Origin of the sequence: Bacillus sp. IBL03825 (assembly GCF_024712505.1) — a bacterium.
Classification (GTDB): Bacteria; Bacillota; Bacilli; order Bacillales; family Bacillaceae_G; genus Bacillus_A; species Bacillus_A wiedmannii.
In genome coordinates, this window is the sequence record NZ_JAMXKE010000001.1 from 5,191,177 (window position 1) to 5,208,850 (window position 17,674).

The 17,674-nt window shown below is 38.6% G+C and carries 21 protein-coding genes; 3 read left to right on the forward strand and 18 right to left on the reverse strand.

Annotated features, from left to right (window positions below; all coding sequences use genetic code 11):
- Positions 1–21 precede the first annotated feature (21 nt).
- From rpiB to NHG49_RS26845, 3 genes are all read right to left on the reverse strand, one after another.
- Complete coding sequence (gene rpiB / locus NHG49_RS26835; protein ID WP_000869917.1) at positions 22–465, reverse strand: ribose 5-phosphate isomerase B; 444 nt, start codon at positions 463–465, stop codon at positions 22–24.
- A 96-nt stretch (positions 466–561) separates the two neighbouring features.
- On the reverse strand, positions 562–1,002 hold the full coding sequence (locus tag NHG49_RS26840) for a low molecular weight protein arginine phosphatase (protein ID WP_064476106.1): 441 nt from the start codon (positions 1,000–1,002) through the stop codon (positions 562–564).
- Between the two features lie 247 nt (positions 1,003–1,249).
- On the reverse strand, positions 1,250–1,747 hold the full coding sequence (locus tag NHG49_RS26845; protein WP_000473649.1) for a PTS sugar transporter subunit IIA: 498 nt from the start codon (positions 1,745–1,747) through the stop codon (positions 1,250–1,252).
- A 386-nt stretch (positions 1,748–2,133) separates the two neighbouring features.
- Here NHG49_RS26845 and NHG49_RS26850 point away from each other — a divergent pair, with 386 nt between their 5' ends.
- The gene (locus NHG49_RS26850) at positions 2,134–2,520 is read left to right on the forward strand and encodes a DoxX family protein (RefSeq protein ID WP_064476105.1); all 387 of its coding nucleotides are present in this window, start codon (positions 2,134–2,136) and stop codon (positions 2,518–2,520) included.
- 159 nt (positions 2,521–2,679) lie between these two features.
- Positions 2,680–3,291, forward strand: coding sequence for a flavin reductase family protein (locus NHG49_RS26855; RefSeq protein WP_073517195.1), 612 nt, complete (start codon positions 2,680–2,682; stop codon positions 3,289–3,291).
- 317 nt (positions 3,292–3,608) lie between these two features.
- On the opposite strand, the gene NHG49_RS26860 is transcribed toward NHG49_RS26855, so the two are convergent.
- The 15 genes from NHG49_RS26860 to spo0F all read right to left on the reverse strand — a co-directional run bounded on the left by NHG49_RS26860 (position 3,609) and on the right by spo0F (position 16,927).
- Complete coding sequence (locus tag NHG49_RS26860) at positions 3,609–3,887, reverse strand: DUF3935 domain-containing protein (protein ID WP_064476103.1); 279 nt, start codon at positions 3,885–3,887, stop codon at positions 3,609–3,611.
- Positions 3,888–3,968: 81 nt separating this feature from the next.
- Positions 3,969–4,100, reverse strand: coding sequence for a hypothetical protein (locus NHG49_RS26865; protein ID WP_255299896.1), 132 nt, complete (start codon positions 4,098–4,100; stop codon positions 3,969–3,971).
- Between the two features lie 19 nt (positions 4,101–4,119).
- On the reverse strand, positions 4,120–4,668 hold the full coding sequence (locus NHG49_RS26870; protein ID WP_064476102.1) for a manganese efflux pump MntP: 549 nt from the start codon (positions 4,666–4,668) through the stop codon (positions 4,120–4,122).
- 74 nt (positions 4,669–4,742) lie between these two features.
- Positions 4,743–5,786 (reverse strand): L-threonylcarbamoyladenylate synthase, encoded by a 1,044-nt coding sequence (locus tag NHG49_RS26875; RefSeq protein ID WP_064476101.1) that lies wholly within the window; start codon positions 5,784–5,786, stop codon positions 4,743–4,745.
- A gap of 108 nt (positions 5,787–5,894) precedes the next feature.
- The gene (locus NHG49_RS26880; protein ID WP_000758431.1) at positions 5,895–6,353 is read right to left on the reverse strand and encodes a GNAT family N-acetyltransferase; all 459 of its coding nucleotides are present in this window, start codon (positions 6,351–6,353) and stop codon (positions 5,895–5,897) included.
- Positions 6,354–6,402: 49 nt separating this feature from the next.
- Positions 6,403–7,266, reverse strand: a complete 864-nt coding sequence (spoIIR, locus tag NHG49_RS26885; RefSeq protein ID WP_064476324.1) for a stage II sporulation protein R — start codon at positions 7,264–7,266, stop codon at positions 6,403–6,405.
- Between the two features lie 113 nt (positions 7,267–7,379).
- The gene (gene prmC / locus NHG49_RS26890) at positions 7,380–8,231 is read right to left on the reverse strand and encodes a peptide chain release factor N(5)-glutamine methyltransferase (RefSeq protein ID WP_064476100.1); all 852 of its coding nucleotides are present in this window, start codon (positions 8,229–8,231) and stop codon (positions 7,380–7,382) included.
- On the reverse strand, positions 8,231–9,298 hold the full coding sequence (gene prfA / locus NHG49_RS26895) for a peptide chain release factor 1 (RefSeq protein WP_002096180.1): 1,068 nt from the start codon (positions 9,296–9,298) through the stop codon (positions 8,231–8,233). Before prfA ends, prmC begins: the two co-directional genes overlap by 1 nt.
- A gap of 436 nt (positions 9,299–9,734) precedes the next feature.
- Positions 9,735–10,319, reverse strand: coding sequence for a thymidine kinase (locus tag NHG49_RS26900; protein WP_000281086.1), 585 nt, complete (start codon positions 10,317–10,319; stop codon positions 9,735–9,737).
- Positions 10,320–10,429: 110 nt separating this feature from the next.
- Positions 10,430–10,675 (reverse strand): type B 50S ribosomal protein L31, encoded by a 246-nt coding sequence (locus NHG49_RS26905; protein ID WP_000643447.1) that lies wholly within the window; start codon positions 10,673–10,675, stop codon positions 10,430–10,432.
- A gap of 444 nt (positions 10,676–11,119) precedes the next feature.
- A complete protein-coding gene (gene rho, locus NHG49_RS26910; protein WP_001053898.1) occupies positions 11,120–12,391 on the reverse strand; it encodes a transcription termination factor Rho in 1,272 nt (423 codons plus the stop codon).
- Between the two features lie 394 nt (positions 12,392–12,785).
- Complete coding sequence (gene glpX, locus NHG49_RS26915) at positions 12,786–13,751, reverse strand: class II fructose-bisphosphatase (protein WP_000442336.1); 966 nt, start codon at positions 13,749–13,751, stop codon at positions 12,786–12,788.
- A gap of 116 nt (positions 13,752–13,867) precedes the next feature.
- A complete protein-coding gene (gene murA / locus NHG49_RS26920; RefSeq protein ID WP_064476098.1) occupies positions 13,868–15,157 on the reverse strand; it encodes a UDP-N-acetylglucosamine 1-carboxyvinyltransferase in 1,290 nt (429 codons plus the stop codon).
- A gap of 332 nt (positions 15,158–15,489) precedes the next feature.
- Complete coding sequence (locus tag NHG49_RS26925; RefSeq protein ID WP_048542703.1) at positions 15,490–16,347, reverse strand: class II fructose-bisphosphate aldolase; 858 nt, start codon at positions 16,345–16,347, stop codon at positions 15,490–15,492.
- Positions 16,348–16,558: 211 nt separating this feature from the next.
- Entirely contained in the window at positions 16,559–16,927 is a 369-nt protein-coding gene (gene spo0F, locus NHG49_RS26930) for a sporulation initiation phosphotransferase Spo0F (RefSeq protein ID WP_000398593.1), read from the reverse strand.
- Between the two features lie 202 nt (positions 16,928–17,129).
- On the opposite strand from spo0F, the gene NHG49_RS26935 reads away from it, so the two are divergent.
- A complete protein-coding gene (locus NHG49_RS26935) occupies positions 17,130–17,654 on the forward strand; it encodes a DUF2529 domain-containing protein (protein ID WP_064476097.1) in 525 nt (174 codons plus the stop codon).
- Positions 17,655–17,674: the final 20 nt, after the last annotated feature.

Genomic DNA, 17,674 nt, shown 5'->3' on the forward strand with positions numbered 1-17,674 from the left:
ACTACTTCTAGTTAGAATCTATTACTTTGTTTCGTATGTTTTAATTTTTCCTACGCGGTTTTCATGACGACCACCTTCATAGTCAGTTGTTAACCAAATTTTTGCGATGTCACGTGCTAGACCTGCACCAATTACACGCTCGCCCATTGCTAACATGTTCGTATCATTATGCTCTCTCGTTGCTTTCGCACTGAAAGTATCATGAACTAATGCACAACGAATACCATTTACTTTGTTTGCTGCAATTGACATACCGATGCCTGTCCCACAAACTAAAATACCACGATCTACTTCGCCATTCGCTACCATTTCCGCTGCTGGAAACGCAAAATCAGGGTAATCAACAGAACCAGCTTCACATTCACAACCTAAATCAATATATTCAATATTTAACTCTTCTAATAAACTTACAAGTTCTTTACGGATATTCATACCGCCGTGATCAGATGCTACTACTACTTTCATTTTTACCCCTCCAAAGTTTCAATCAATTATCTTCATTTCTCACTCGTTACCTTAACGGAACGAAGTGATCTCCAATATCGTATTATACACGAAACATCAACCTTCTGAATGTTTTTTCAGTAAAGTTTGTACAAGTTTTTCCATCTCTTCTAACGTTTCTTTATAAATAGAAAGTGACCCGCCAAATGGGTCTGAAATATCCTTACTTATCCCCTCAGTTACTCCATATAATGTATCCACTTTCTTTTCAACACTCGGATAATGCCCAAGTACAATTTGCTTATGGTTTTCCGTCATTGTTACTACAATATCTGCCCAATCAATCAAAGCTTCATTTATCTGCTGCGAAGCATGATCGATTGTAATTCCCTTTTCAGCTAAAGCTTCCTTTGCATATATCGACGCATCACTTCCAGGATAGGCGAAAACACCAGCAGATTGCACTTCAAAATTACCTTCTCCATGATGACGAAGTAACGCCTCAGCCATCGGGCTACGGCATGTATTTCCAGTGCAAATAAATAACACTCGTTTCATCCAAACCCACCCCTTTTCTTCTTTTTCCTATCTTTCATCATAACGTACATAAGAATAGAACAAAAGAAATGTGAATATACGAAAGGCGCATTTCTCTTATATTTTTTCTAAGAAAAATGCGCCTTATCCACATATATGTGAAACCCTATTTCCAAGTGCCTAGAGTATTTTAACATACATAGCAAGCGTACTACAAAACAAAATAAGGAATCCATTTCATATGAAACGGACTCCTCTTATACAATAATTATTTCATTGTAACTTTCATTACTTCTGTTGAACCTTTTGTAGCTGTTACGCCTACAGTTGTTTTAATAGACTCAGCTGCATCTGTGTTTGTAATAACGATTGGAGTAATTGTACTTTTCGCTTTTTCACGGATTAATTCTAAGTCGAATGAGATTAATTTATCTCCAGCTTTTACAGCTTGGCCTTCAGAAACGTGAGCTTCGAAACCTTCGCCTTCCATTTTTACAGTTTCTAATCCAACGTGGATTAAAATTTCTGTACCGTTTTTCGCTTTAATTCCTACAGCATGTTTTGTGTGGAATAACTGTACGATTTCACCATCAACTGGAGATACAACTACACCTTCAGTAGGATCGATTGCAACACCTTCCCCCATCATACGACCAGCGAATACTGGATCTGGTACTTCTTCAATATTTTTCACTGCTCCAGTTAATGGAGCTACGATTGTTTCTTCATTTGTTTTTGAACCAAAACCGAATAATTTTTTAAACATAGGATAGTCCTCCTCATAATTTACCTAAAAGTTTATAGGGCAATCCCTAGTAAAACCCGGGATACATGTAAGACTTCATACTTCGAATATTATACTGTAAAAACGCTTTCGAAATAAATTACGTCATTACTAATAGACTCTTATTGTAGCTCTTTGCAAAATTCCAGTCAATTCTGATTGTCTGAATAACAATAAGAAGTTAACTTCTACTTATATTTTCTCTTTTTTTACCCAACTTGTCTAGAGGTCTTTACTACATTTTTCTTTTTGTCGCTAATTTGTAAAATTATTTTCAAACTTTTTTCGAAATCCACTTGACTAAAGTAAGTAACTATTTTATTATTACTTACATAAGGTAAGTTAATAACTTTTAGGAGGTTTTTAAAATGATGGATATCGGTCTTCTTATTATTCGTCTTATTATAGGTATTACATTCATGGGTCATGGTGCTCAAAAACTATTTGGTTGGTTCGGCGGCTACGGTTTAAAGGGAACTGGCGGCTGGATGGAGTCAATTGGCTTACGCCCTGGTGTATTCATGGCATTTATGGCTGGCGCAACTGAATTATTAGGTGGTTTCTTATTCGCATCAGGTATATTCACTGCAATCGGTTCATTATTTATCGTTGGAACAATGTTAATGGCAATCTTCACTGTTCACGGAAAAAATGGTTACTGGATCACACAAAACGGATTTGAGTATAATTTAATGTTAATCGCTGTCGCTGTCGGAGTAGCTTTAATCGGACCTGGGGCATACGTTTTATTATAATTTTTACCTTGAATTCGAGATTATTTAGACGGAACTTACTTCAATCACAATGAAGTAAGTTCTTTTTATGTAATAAAAATATTATTTTCAGCAGGAGTTTTCCACTAACATCTTGTAAACAAACAATAAGTCGTCATATTTAGAAAGGGGATTTTACGCATGTTATCCATTAATCCAAATGAACAAACGGAAAAAGAGAATTACAAATTATTAACGGGAAGTATCATTCCACGCCCTGTCGCATTCGTTACTTCTGTAACAAAAGATGGCGTATTAAACGGAGCACCGTATAGCTATTTCAATATTGTCGCTGCTAATCCACCACTTATCTCAGTTTCTGTACAACGAAAAGCAGGAACACCGAAAGATACTTCTCGAAACGCAATCGAAAAGGGTGAGTTTGTCGTACATATTTCTGATGAATCTTACGTAGAAGCAATTAACGAAACAGCGGCTAACCTCCCGCCAAATGAGAGCGAAATTGAACTAGCAAAACTAACACCAATTGAAAGTGATGTTATCTCCGTTCCAGGTGTAAAAGAAGCCAATATTCGAATGGAGTGCGTACTAGAACGCGCAATCCCTCTTGGCGGAACAGAAGACTCACCAGCTTGCGATCTACTAATCGGACGCGTCGTTCGTTTCCACGTCGCAGAACACCTATACGAAAACGGACGCATTCATGCAGAAGGACTAAAACCAGTAAGCCGCCTAGCAGGACACAACTACGCAAAACTAGGAGAACAATTTGAATTGGTGAGGCCAATTTAAAGGCAGAGGCGACTCGTTCAGCTCTGACCGGCTAAGGTTCTTTCGCCCGAAAGGCGCTTTTTGCCTTTCGGGCGGAAGGTTCTTAGATGCGAAGAGCTAGTCGCCGGAACTGGATATCACACCCTAAAGGCGGAAGCGGCTCGTTCAGAATGAGAAGGGGATGGAGCTCCTGACGTAGAGGCGCTTTTTGCCTCGCAGGAAGGCGCGAAGCCACCGACCATTCTAACCGCTGGAACTGGATATATCCCCTAAAAGCGCAAGAGGCCCGTTCACTTCCATCACCTAAACATAACCCCCCGCTGAAAGCGGGGGATTTTTTATCGTAATTCTTCGTTCTTCTCCTCTAATGCCGGGAATTTCTCTTTTTTAGATCTACCAAGCTTTATTACAAAAAAATATAAGGAAAGTAACGTAATAAGGAAAACAATTAAAAACGGATACGGAGAATAAAAAGTACGCGCCGCCTCCGTTTTTCCCGCAACAAACTTCAATGACTCAATATCTAAAAACTCAGCAAACATTTGTACACCGAGCATACTAAACCAAAAAACAAAAAAACTAATAATAATACCAAAAACTTGCTTTAATCTCGTCATTCATCTCATCCTTTCTATATCTATAATTTTTTAGCGCAATCAGTATAGTATAAATAAAACTATGCACAGAAAGGAACTATCTTACCATTCGCGAATTAACTTCATCCAACCTAAAATTGAAATTTGCAAAATAATACCCCAAATAACAAGCCGTCTTAACCACTTAGGGAAAAAAGTTAAAAATCGAATATACCATTCCAATAATTTATTCATAACTCCCTCCTATTTAAAATTATATAGGAAAAAGGAGATATAATCCAAATCCAACGAGAATGATACCACCTACTATCTCGCCATATGTGCCGAGCATATCTTTCGCATGTCTACCAATTAATAAACCAATCCACGCTAATAACATACTAACAAATCCAAAAAGTAATATTGTAATAATTGTCTGCGCTCCGTAAATTCCAAGACTAAGACCTACTGAAAAACTATCTATACTAACGCCAAATGCAAATACGAATAAACTAATTCCGATAGGGGCCGTTCTAGTCTCTTCATTCTCCAAAACAGATGAATATACAATATAGAATCCTAGTCCAATTAATAAAATAGCACCTGCAAAATGTGCAATGTCTCCATACTGCTCTGATAAAAAGCGACCTAATACCATCCCTATAAATGGCATGATAATATGAAATATCCCTATCGTCATACCGATATACAGGATCTGTCTTCCCTTTAAGGTCATCATTCCCATACCAAGGCTCACCGAGAACGCATCCATCCCTAGGGCGAATGCCATAATTATTAAAGGTATTAGCTGTTCAAACGTCATTCATGTCCCTCCTCGGACGTGCTACTTCAAAATATGCTTATCCGAGGAGAAATATTCGGTTTGCTAATCGTACCTTATGATTCCGTAATAACCTGATGTCCTGCCGCTTTCGTTAAGCGATTCATAATGGCATTCCCTATTCCTTCATTCGGGAATGATTCACTAAAAATAACATCCACTTCACTTGCATCAAACGTTCTAAGTACATCATATAATTTAGTCGCAACGCTAGCTAAATCACTTCGAACACCACAAGACAATACAACATCCGCGCTATATACATGCTGATACTCTTCTGTCGTTAATACACCTACTTTAAACCCTTCTTCTTTCTTCTCATCCACAAGGCGTTGAATAAATTCACGTGAACCTTCTACAATACTCAGTGGCGCTTTTGGTGCATAATGTGTATATTTCATTCCAGGTGATTTCGGTTTTTCTTTCTCGTCCTTTAAAGCCGGATCTAAAGAAACAGTACCAATCACCTCTTCTAATTGTTCTTTCGTAATCCCACCTGGGCGTAATATCGTTGGAACAGCGCTCGTACAATCAATTACAGTCGATTCAACACCTACTCCCGTCGCACCACCATCTACAATACCTGCGATTTTCTCATTTAAATCTTCATATACGTGAGACGCTAACGTCGGACTTGGACGACCAGAACGATTCGCACTCGGTGCTGCAACAGGTACATTCGCCTCTTCAATAAGAGCAAGCGCTACTGGATGATCAGGCATTCTTACTCCAACCGTATTAAGTCCTGCCGTCACCTTCTCTGAAATTCCTTCTTTTCTAGGTAAAATAATTGTTAACGGACCTGGCCAAAAGTGCTCCATTAACTTCTCTGCAACTGGCGGGATTTCTTTCACAATCCCGTCCAACTGTGATTTTGTACCGATGTGGACAATCAGTGGATTATCACTCGGTCTTCCTTTCGCTTCAAAAATTTTCGCGATTGCTTCATCATTCATCGCGTTGGCGCCTAGTCCATATACCGTTTCTGTAGGGAAGGCAATCGCCTCGTTTTCCCTTAATAATTTTGCTGCTTCTTCTAACTGTGGATAATATTTTTTTCTTTCCACAACATTATCCACAACCCACATATTTGTATGCATTTTTTCCCACGTCCTTTTCTACCCTGAAATACTTGTCTATTTTTAGTTTACTATGAGATTTATCCAAAAGACAAACAAGGTTTATCCACAAAATGTGGATAAACCTAATTAATCCGTGGATAACTTTGTGAATAGCTGACAATTTAGTATTATTGCATTTGGCTCTTTTATATTTTTACAAAAGTGTTCTAACTGTCGAATTCCCTCTGGTACGTTTTCTTTCTCTATAGTAACAAAGTCAAAAAACTGAAAGATTGTTATAGATTGTGGATGATTTGTTAGTAAGTACAATTGTCGAATATTTTTTTCTTTCATATACTGCAAAAACATTTCAAAAAAATATAAGAAAGTCTGTTTATCCACATTAGGTGTGAATAAACAAGAACGAATCAGTGCATGTTCTTCACTTTGTTCATATCCGATAACAGCCCGTATCTCTTCCGCCTCTTCCAAAATCATAAATTGCGCGTACAACTCATTTATTTTATCATCTTTTTTATTAGCTTGTCCGAAAAAAGAATGCAATCTTTCCACATCTGCTTTCGTCGCAAAATATACTTTCTTCATAGTAAATCCCTCCTCTTTTTTATATATGAGAAGGGATTTACTAATAGTACTATTTAGAGAATAAAGATGTAAAAGCCTCTACAATAAATAACTTAACTTCTGGCTTTTCTTCTTCCTCCTCTACTTTTACATACTCATTTTGTTTTTCTTGCTTTTGTTCCACAGGTTTCTCCACTTTGTCCACAGTTTTTGTTTCCTCTTTACTTACAGGTTGTTCTTCTACTTTTGTTTCATTTTTTACTACTTTCTTTTCAGAAGCTGTTACTTTTTTTACAGCTTCCTGCTTTACAACTTTCGTTTCTTTCACTTTACCCTCTTTCTTCTCTGGTACATCCACCACTTCCTCATCTTGCTCCTTAACTTCCCCCTCTTCAGGAGATTCAGCCTTCACAACATGTTCTTCCTTCCTTACAGCTGTACCACTTGAAAAATCTAAGAAACACATCGGTGGAAATAATACACACCACCAGTTTGCCCCTTCCCCTTCCCCAATTGTAATCAATACCGCCTCATATTCCCCTGCTGGATAAATAAAATTCCCATATACCTTTGTAGGAAACTTTACATTCTTACTAAATTTCACTTGAAATGAATCTTTACTTCCTTCTTTTTTCAACGTATTTGCCACTGTTTTTTCGATTTCTGGAATATGACTTTGAATGACTTTACGCGCCTCTTCAAATGAAGTTAAATCCGCTACCCATCCATCAATTTGTGCTTTTACTTCATCACGCACTTTGCGCTTTAACACCTGATCTTTATCTGAATCACTATTTGCTAAAATTCGTAATCGAACGGCCTCTTTCGGAATAACTGAAGGCCCTTTTGCATCAGCTTTCATATATCCAAACTGCACAAGTAACTGTGCACCAATTAATAATAGAAGAAGATAAGCAATAACTTGTTTTTTCATTTCCTCCACCGTCCCTTCTACAAACAGTGTGGACAGACTTTCATCTTTCTAAACTATTAAATTCAAAATCTATATGAATTTTTCCACAAAAAAAATAGAGTAAGGTGTGAACCTTACTCCATCTCTGCAAATACCATACGATCTTTTCCATTAATATCAAAAACAACCTCAACATGAGCATGTGGAAAAGCTTGTTGTAACAACCCTTTTACATCCTCACCTTGCCCTACTCCAATTTCAAATGCCACAATTGCTTTCTTCTGCAACACATTCGGCAACTCTTCCATAAAACGGCGATAGAAATCTAATCCGTCTTCACCACCAACAAGTGCTCTCTTTGGCTCATGCTCTTTCACCACAGGAGAAAGGCCACGCCAATCCTCTTCCGGTATATATGGAGGGTTTGAAACAACAACATCTAACTTTTGACTTGTTTTATAAAATGGTGACAATAAATCACCATGATAGAACGTTACTTCTGCGCCCAAAGTTTTTGCATTTTCTTTTGCAACTTCAATCGACTCTTGTGCAATATCTACCGTATACACATGAAGATTTTTATTTTCTAAAGCAAGCGTAATAGAAATCGCTCCACTACCTGTACCGATATCCGCCACATGCAGTTTCTCATCACCGAAATGACGCTCGATTCTTTCTAACACTCCTACTATAAGCTCTTCTGTTTCCGGTCTTGGTATTAATACTTCTTCATTCACAAAGAACGACCGTCCATAAAACATTTCATAACCAATCATATATTGAATAGGAATACCTTCTACATGCTTGTGAATAAACTCCGTAAAACTTGTTTCTTGTTCCACAGTTATTTCTTCACGCATATTCATGAGCATTCCGGTTCTGTTCGTCTTTAATACATGACAAAGGACAATTTCTCCCGCATTTTCATCTCGTCCATTTTCCTGTAAAAAAGAAGAAGCCCATTTCAGGGCTTCATAGACACGCATTACTCAGCTGCCTCCATCTTTTGAGCCTGATCTTCCATCACTAAGGCATTGATGAAATCATCTAACTTACCTTGTAAGATTTGATCTAGCTTTTGAATCGTTAAACCGATTCGATGGTCTGTAACACGGTTTTGCGGGAAATTATACGTACGAATACGCTCTGAACGATCACCCGTACCAACAGCTTGTTTACGGTTTTGATCATACTCAGCTTGCGCTTCTTGTCTAAACTTATCATAAACACGTGCGCGTAATACTTTCATCGCTTTTTCTTTATTCTTGATTTGTGATTTCTCATCCTGACACGATACAACTACACCAGTCGGTAAATGCGTTAAACGTACCGCTGACATCGTTGTATTAACACTTTGTCCACCAGGACCACTAGAAGCAAACGTATCAACACGAACATCTTTTTCATGAATACTAATTTCTACTTCTTCTGCCTCTGGTAATACAGCTACAGTTGCTGTAGATGTATGAATACGTCCACCAGATTCCGTTTCAGGAACACGTTGTACACGGTGAGCACCATTCTCGAATTTTAGCTTCGCGAAAGCACCTTTACCGTTAATCATAAAGATAATCTCTTTATATCCACCTAACTCTGTATAGCTCGCTTCGATAATTTCAGTTTTCCAACCTTGTACCTCAGCATAACGGCTATACATACGATATAAATCACCAGCAAATAAAGCCGCCTCGTCACCACCAGCAGCACCACGAACCTCTACGATAACGTTTTTATCATCATTAGGGTCTTTTGGAACAAGTAAAATTTTCAGACGCTCTGACAATTCTTTATCTTGTCCTTCTAATTCAGAAACCTCTTCTTTTACCATGTCACGCATATCAGCGTCTAACTTATCTTCTAACATTGCTTTTGCATCTCTTAATTGCTCACGAACATCTTTATACTCACGGTACACCTCTACCGTTTCCTGCATATCAGATTGTTCCTTTGAATACTCACGAAGCTTATTCGTATCGCTAATAACCTCTGGGTCACTTAACAATTCATTTAACTTCTCATAACGATCTTCTACAGCTTGCAAACGATCTAACACACCATTCACCTCTACATCCTAGTATCTAATACAAATAGTATATGGTACTTAATCAAAAAAACGCAAATTATATTTAAAAGCGTAAGCGGCTCGCTCAGAATCGCAGGACATTGGAACTCTCGACCTTGAAGCGCTCTTTGCTTCGAGCGAGAGAGTGAAATGGCCGGAGATTCTAGCCGCTGAAGCTAGATAATATTTAAAAGCGCAAGCGGCTTGCTCAGAATGGGAGAAGGTTGGAGCTTCTGACAGAGAGGTGCTCTTTGCCTCGCAGGAAGAAGCGAAACCACCGACCATTCTAGCCGCTGGAGCTAGATAATATTTAAAAGCGTAAGCGGCTTGCTCAGCTCTGACTGCTAAAGTTCTTAGCTGTTTGAAGAGCCGGCCACCAATCTTCATTTATTTTCGAAAAAAACCCGCTCTACATAGCGAGTTTCATTTATCTTTGTTTTGTAGGTACTGCATGACAATGACGACAACGTGGTTCATACGATTCCGAAGCCCCAACTAAAATAATTGGATCATCAAATGCCGCTGGTTCTCCATCGATTAAACGTTGCGTACGACTTGCAGGAGATCCGCATGCAGAACAAACTGCCTGCAACTTAGTTACATGTTCAGCAATCGCCATCAGCTGAGGAACTTGTCCAAATGGTAGACCACGGAAATCTTGGTCTAATCCAGCTACAATGACACGATAGCCACGATTTGCCAATACTTGCACCACTTCCACAATGTCCCCATCAAAAAATTGTACCTCATCGATTGCAATAACATCCATTTCTTCTGTTACATGGTTAAATATATCTTTTGAAGCTGAAACAGGAACTGCTTTAACCTTTAATCCATTATGTGATACAACATCTTCTTCACTATAACGATTATCAATACATGGTTTAAATACAATCGCATGTTGTTTCGCAAATTGCGTACGGCGTATACGGCGGATGAGCTCTTCTGATTTTCCAGAAAACATACTCCCGCAAATCACTTCAATCCAACCATTTTGATTCATTAAGTACATTGAGCTCTCCTTTCATCTACTTTCCTAATCCAAAGTAGGGTAAAGGTTTAATATTTTTGCAAAAAAAACAGACAAGCGAATACATACACTTGCCTGTTTTATGTTCTTTATTACTTGATACCGTATTTCTTATTGAAGCGGTCAACACGTCCGTCTGCAGTAGCAAACTTCTGACGTCCAGTGTAGAATGGGTGAGAATCAGAACTGATCTCAATTTTTAGTAATGGATAAGTGTTACCATCTTCCCACTCAACAGTTTCGCTAGAGCCTTTAGTAGACCCGCTTAAGAATTTGAAGCCTGTGTTCGTGTCCATAAATACAACTTTATTGTAATTTGGATGGATTCCTGCTTTCATTCTTTTCATCTCCTTCCGCCCTGAATCATTTTCGAAACAGAGTTTTTCATCTTCAGCTGCTTACACAACTATATTGATGAAACACATATGATGAAATTATAACAAGGCTAACTCCATTTTGCAACTACCTGTTTTTGTCTTTTTAAAATTTAAAAGCGCAAGCGGCTCATTCAGAATCGCAGGACATTGGAGCTCTCGACCAAGAAGCGCTTTTTGCTTCGACCGAGAGAGCGAAATGGCCGGAGATTCTAGCCGCTGGAGCTGGATATAATTAAAAGCGCAAGCGGCTCGTTCAGAATCCGGGACACTTCAAACTCTCGACCCAAATATGATTTTCATCTCAAAAAACAAAATTTTTCCCATATATTACTCTCCCTAATATTCCCTTAAAAAAACATAAAAAACTCGCTTACCACAAAATAAGCGAGTCCCAATCTTTTCCCTTTACTTAGTTGTTACATATCTTTTTGAGTCTGCAACAATGTTTTGTAAAAATTCTTCATTTGTCTTTGTTTGACGAAGTTTACGTAAGAAACCTTCGACAAAGTCTGGTGTATCACGCATTGTTTTACGAATACCCCATAGCTTGTCTAAATGTTCTTTCGGAATTAATAGATCTTCTTTACGTGTACCAGAACGGCGAATATCAATTGCCGGGAAGATACGGCGCTCAGCTAATGAACGATCTAAGTGAAGTTCCATATTTCCAGTTCCTTTAAATTCTTCGTAAATTACATCGTCCATACGAGATCCTGTATCAACAAGCGCTGTTGCTAAAATCGTTAAGCTACCGCCTTCTTCAATATTACGTGCAGCTCCAAAGAAACGCTTCGGTCTATGGAAGGCAGCTGGGTCGATACCACCCGATAATGTTCTACCACTTGGCGGAATAACAAGGTTGTAAGCTCGCGCTAAACGGGTAATACTATCCATTAAAATGATAACATCTTTTTTGTGCTCTACAAGACGCATTGCACGTTCTAACACAAGTTCCGCTACTTTAATATGATTTTCTGGCACTTCATCAAAAGTAGAGCTTACAACATCTCCTTTAACAGAACGTTCAATGTCTGTTACTTCCTCTGGACGCTCATCAATTAAAAGTACAATTAATTCAGCTTCCGGGTGATTTGTTGTAACACTGTGTGCGATTTCTTTTAATAGACTTGTTTTACCAGCCTTTGGAGGCGCGACAATTAAACCACGTTGTCCAAATCCAACTGGTGCGATTAAATCCATGATGCGTGTCGGTAACTTTTTCGGTTCCGTTTCCAATTTCATTTGGCGATCTGGGTATAATGGTGTTAATGCAGGGAAATGCACACGCTCTTTTGCTGACTCTGGATCATCTCCGTTTACAGCTTCAACTTGTAATAATCCAAAATAGCGTTCATTTTCTTTCGGAGGTCGTACTTTACCAGAAACCTTGTCTCCATTACGTAAATCGAAACGACGAATTTGCGAAGCTGAGATATAAATATCTTCTGAGCTTGGAGAATAGTTGATAGGACGTAGGAATCCAAATCCTTCTGATTGAATAATTTCTAATACGCCTTCCATGAAGAAGAAACCTTCTTTTTCTGCTCGAGCTTTTAGGATAGCGAAGATTAACTCTTTTTTCGTTAATTTGCTATAATACGAAATCTTAAATTCTTTCGCAAGCTCGTATAACTCTTTTAATTTCATGTTTTCTAATGCTGCAATTGACAAATTCATTCAGACACCACACTTTAACATTATTCTCTTTTCACATGGGTAAAGGGAAAAAATACGGAAGGCAAATAATTAATAATGAAAGGCAATAAGTTCAAGTAGGGTAATATTCACTATTGTAACCCTTTTATCTAGTTTTAATCAATACGTTGAAACACAAATACAAGAAGCGAAGACAAGAAAATTTGTCTTCGCTTTTATTTAACCTAGTTCCAGTAGCTAGAATGGTCAGGAGCTCCAATGCCCTGCGATTCTGAACGAGCTGCTTCCACTTTTTATTCAATCCAGCTTCAGCAGCTAGAATGGTCGGTGGCTTCACTTCTTCCTACGAGGCAAAAAGCGCCTCTACGTCAGAAGCTCCATCCCCCTCCCATTCTGAACGAGCTGCTTACGCTTTTTATTTAATAACCAAGTTTGGTTTTTTATTCAAGCTATGACGTCCGTCTACGAAGCGTACTGTGCCTGATTTTGCACGCATAACAAGGGATTGTGTTGTTCCTACGCTACCTTTAAATTGAACGCCGCGTAATAGTTCTCCGTCTGTTACGCCTGTTGCCGCAAAGATTGCATCGTCACCTTTTACTAAGTCTTCCATGCGAAGAATACGATTTATATCTTCAATACCCATTTTTTTACAACGAGCTAATTCAGCTTCATTTTGAGGCAGAAGCTTTCCGTGGATTTCTCCACCTAAACATTTTAATGCAACTGCTGCTAATACACCCTCAGGTGCTCCACCAGAGCCGAATAAAATATCTACACCTGTGCGATCAAATGCAGTGTTAATTGCTCCAGCCACATCTCCATCGTTAATTAATTTAATACGAGCACCAGCTTTACGAATTTCTTCGATAATCGCTTGATGACGTGGACGGTTTAAAACTGTCGCTACAACATCTTCAATATCTTTATTTTTCGCTTTCGCAACCGCACGTAAGTTATCGATAATAGGTGCATCAATATCGACCGCCCCAACCGCTTCTGGGCCAACCGCGATTTTATCCATGTACATGTCAGGAGCATGTAACAAATTACCATGATCTGCAATTGCAATAACAGCAAGAGCATTCCATCCACCAGCTGCTACGATGTTTGTCCCTTCTAAAGGATCAACCGCAACGTCTACACGTGGTCCATATCCTGTACCTAATTTCTCTCCGATATACAGCATTGGCGCTTCGTCCATCTCACCTTCACCAATTACAACTGTACCTTTCATCGGGATTGTATCAAATACATCACGCATAGCTGATGTTGCTGCACCATCTGCCTCATCCTTTTTCCCGCGCCCCATCCAACGCGCTGATGATAATGCTGCAGCCTCTGTTACACGTACTAACTCCATAGATAAACTTCTTTCCACGATAATCCCTCTCCTTTAAGTCTTTATATTTCTGCCGTATTTTGTGAACCGTGTTTCTCTACAAAGTATACTTCCGCAAGTAGTGATGCTTCGCTTCCCCCTTGCGGAAGTATCACTTATGCGTTCTTCATCTCTTCAATTTCTTGACTTGTCATTTGTTCTCGCCAAATGTTTGCGCCAAGCCCTTTAAGCTTGTCTACTATATTTTCATAACCTCGATCAATATGCTCAAGTCCAGTTACTTCTGTAATTCCATCCGCCATTAACCCTGCAATAACAAGAGCCGCTCCAGCTCGTAAATCACTCGCTTTCACTTTTGCACCTTGCAATAAAACTGGACCAGTTACAATTGCCGAACGACCTTCCACTTTAATTTGTGCATTCATACGACGTAATTCATCAATGTGTTTAAAGCGTGCGCCGTAAATCGTATCCGTTACAACACCCGTTCCGTGTGCCTTTGTTAAAAGCGTCGTAAATGGTTGTTGTAAATCTGTTGGGAATCCTGGATATACAAGCGTTTTTATATCAACTACTTTTAACCTTCTATTACCGTTCACTGTAATTTGGTCATCGTTCGTTTCAATTTGGACACCAGCTTCTCTTAACTTCGCTGTAACTGACTCTAAATGCTGAGGAATCACATTATCAACCGTTACTTCTCCTCCTGATGCAGCTCCTAAAATCATATACGTACCCGCTTCAATACGATCCGGAATGATCGTATGGTGACAACCGTGCAGTGAATCCACACCATCAATTCGGATTACATCTGTTCCAGCACCTTTAATGCGTGCACCCATGCTCGTTAACAATGTAGCTACATCAATAATCTCTGGTTCTTTCGCTGCGTTTTCAATAACAGTTCTACCTTTCGCTCGCACAGCTGCTAGCATAATATTAATTGTAGCTCCTACACTAACAACGTCTAAATAAATACGTGCCCCGCGTAGCTCATCTGCTCTTAAATAAATCGCACCCTGTTCATTCGTAACATGTGCACCTAACGCTTCAAACCCTTTAATATGCTGATCAATCGGCCTCGGTCCTAAATGACATCCACCCGGAAGCCCAATAACAGCTTTTTTAAAACGGCCAAGCATCGCACCCATTAAATAATAAGAAGCACGCAATTTTTTCACTTTTCCATTCGGTAAAGGCATTGCAACCATGTTAGAAGGATCGACTACCATCTCTTCCTCCTGTCCATAAGTTACTCTTCCTCCAATTTCCTCTAGCAAGTCTCCTAACATTTTCACGTCCGAAATATTAGGGACACCACCAATAGTTACTGGAGTATCTGCTAAAATTGTCGCTGGAATTAGTGCAACGGCGCTGTTCTTTGCACCACTCACTCGAATTGTTCCATTTAAAGCTCTTCCGCCTTCAATTAGCAATTTTTCCATATTGAGCTCCCTTCTTGTGAATGTATTTACTTTCTATATCTTTATAGAAAGCTCCCCTTAAGAATCTCAATCACTCTTTCCACCCTAAAACTCAATAAATAGGAAACCATTATCCTCATTTCTCCAGTAGTACGAATAGATAAAGATTAACTATTTATCGAATTTACTTTATCAATTTAGATACATTATCACATTTATTAATAGGACTATGCACATTATTTTCTATTTCAAAAGCAAAATGATAAAAATCTTTAGACTTGTTCACGCTTTCATTATACAACGAAAGGAAACCGTCTAAAAGACTAGACGGTTTCCAAAACGGAATTTTATTCTTACGCTTTACCGTTAGAACCGAATTCACGCATTTTACCAGCAACAGTTGCTTTAATAGCTTCGCGGCCAGGTCCAATATATTTACGAGGATCGTAAACTTCTTGGTCTTTGCTTAATGCTTCACGAACAGCTTTTGTAAACTCAATTTGGTTCTCAGTGTTTACGTTAATTTTTGAAGTACCTAAAGAAATAGCTTTTACAATATCAGCAGTTGGGATACCAGTACCACCGTGTAATACTAAAGGTACGCCAGTGAAGTCACGAACTTGTTCCATTTCAGCGAATCCTAAGTTAGGCTCACCTTTGTAAGGACCGTGTACAGAACCTAAAGCTGGAGCTAGGCAATCGATACCTGTTGCTTCAACAAGGTGCTTACACTCTGCTGGATCAGCGTAAATTACGCCTTCAGCGATGATGTCGTCTTCTTGTCCGCCAACTGTTCCAAGCTCAGCTTCAACAGATACGTTACGAGCGTGTGCGTATTCTACTACTTTTTTAGTAGTTTCAACGTTTTCTTCGAATGGGTGGTGAGAAGCGTCGATCATTACAGATGTGAAACCTGCATCGATTGCTTCTTTACATTTTTCGAAGCTTGAACCATGGTCAAGGTGAATCGCTACAGGAACAGTGATGTTCATTTCTTCGATTAAAGCTTTAACCATAGCTACAACTGTTTTGAAACCAGTCATATGACGAGCTGCACCCTCAGATACACCTAGGATTACAGGAGATTTTTCTTCTTCCGCAGCAGCTAAGATAGCTTGAGTCCACTCTAAGTTGTTCATGTTGAATTGACCAACTGCGTATTTTCCTTCTAGTGCTGTGTTTAGCATTTCTTTCATAGAAACTAAAGGCATGGTGAATCCTCCTAAAAAACGTTTTTTGTATCCGATAAGTTCTTATCGCTGGTAGTATGACCAGAATAAGGTAAAATATGTATATTTACATACCGGACTTTTTTCTACACTCAATAGGATAACAACTTGTACTCAAAAACTCAACCGTATTCACCTGCTCAATAGTCCATGTAAACGCTTTTTTCCATATTTTTTATAAAAAATTCATTTTTTACGCCTCTACAGCAAGCTGTTCTCTCACCGCTTGACGAATCTCATCAATATCAAACGGTTTAGCAAAGTGCATTAAAGCTCCTAAATCTTTCGCTTCTTGGATCATATCAAGCTCTCCATAAGCAGTCATTAAAATTACTTTAATACTCTCATCAATTTCCTTTACATGTTTTAAAATCTCTATACCATCCATACCTGGAATTTTCATATCTAACACTACTAAATCTGGATTATCTTTTTTCACGATATCTAAAGCTTGAAATCCATTCGCTGCTTGGAATGTCTGATAACCTTCTTTTTGGAACACTTCATGTAATAACACACGAATGCCATATTGATCATCAACAATTAAAATTTTACCTTCCATAACTCCCAACCTTTCTGTGTAAATACAAGATTTAAAGCTTCTTATATCTTAACGATTAATTTTCGCTATTCTTTGGCAAATCCCTTCCTATTCTTTCTTATTTTACCGTTTCCTATTTTGTTATGCTACCCTTCGATTTCACCTTTCTAAAAAAATAAACTATAATGAAAGCCGATAAACACGTACGAAAGGGAGTAACATTATGTTAAAAATTTTTTCAACTCAATTAAGTGGTTATTTCTCCAGGGTTTCTCAAAAAGAAGAAATGAATATAGAAGATAGTGCCCGTCTACTTGCTCAAGCATTAGTTGGCGACGGTTTCATTTATTTACATGGTACAAATGAAATGGAGGGCGTTGTCGCTGAAGCATTATTCGGTGCTGAACCAATGAAGCAAGCAAAACGATTATTTGAAAATGGTAAAGAAGTAGAAGTAACTTCTGCAGATCGTGTACTTCTTATTAGCCGTTTTTCAACAGATGAAGAAGTTGTAGCAATGGCAAAAAAACTTCAAGCTGATGGACACTCTATTGTCGGCATCTCTGCTATTCAAGAAGGTACTGAATCACTAGAACAATATACAGATGTACATATTGATACAAAGCTGTTAAAAGGTCTTATTCCAGACGATGAAGGCAATCGCTACGGATTCCCAAGTTTAATGGTAGCTTTATTTGCATATCACGGGATCAAATTTACAATCGATGAAATGTTAAATGAATATTAAAAAAAGCGCCCTATTTCAGG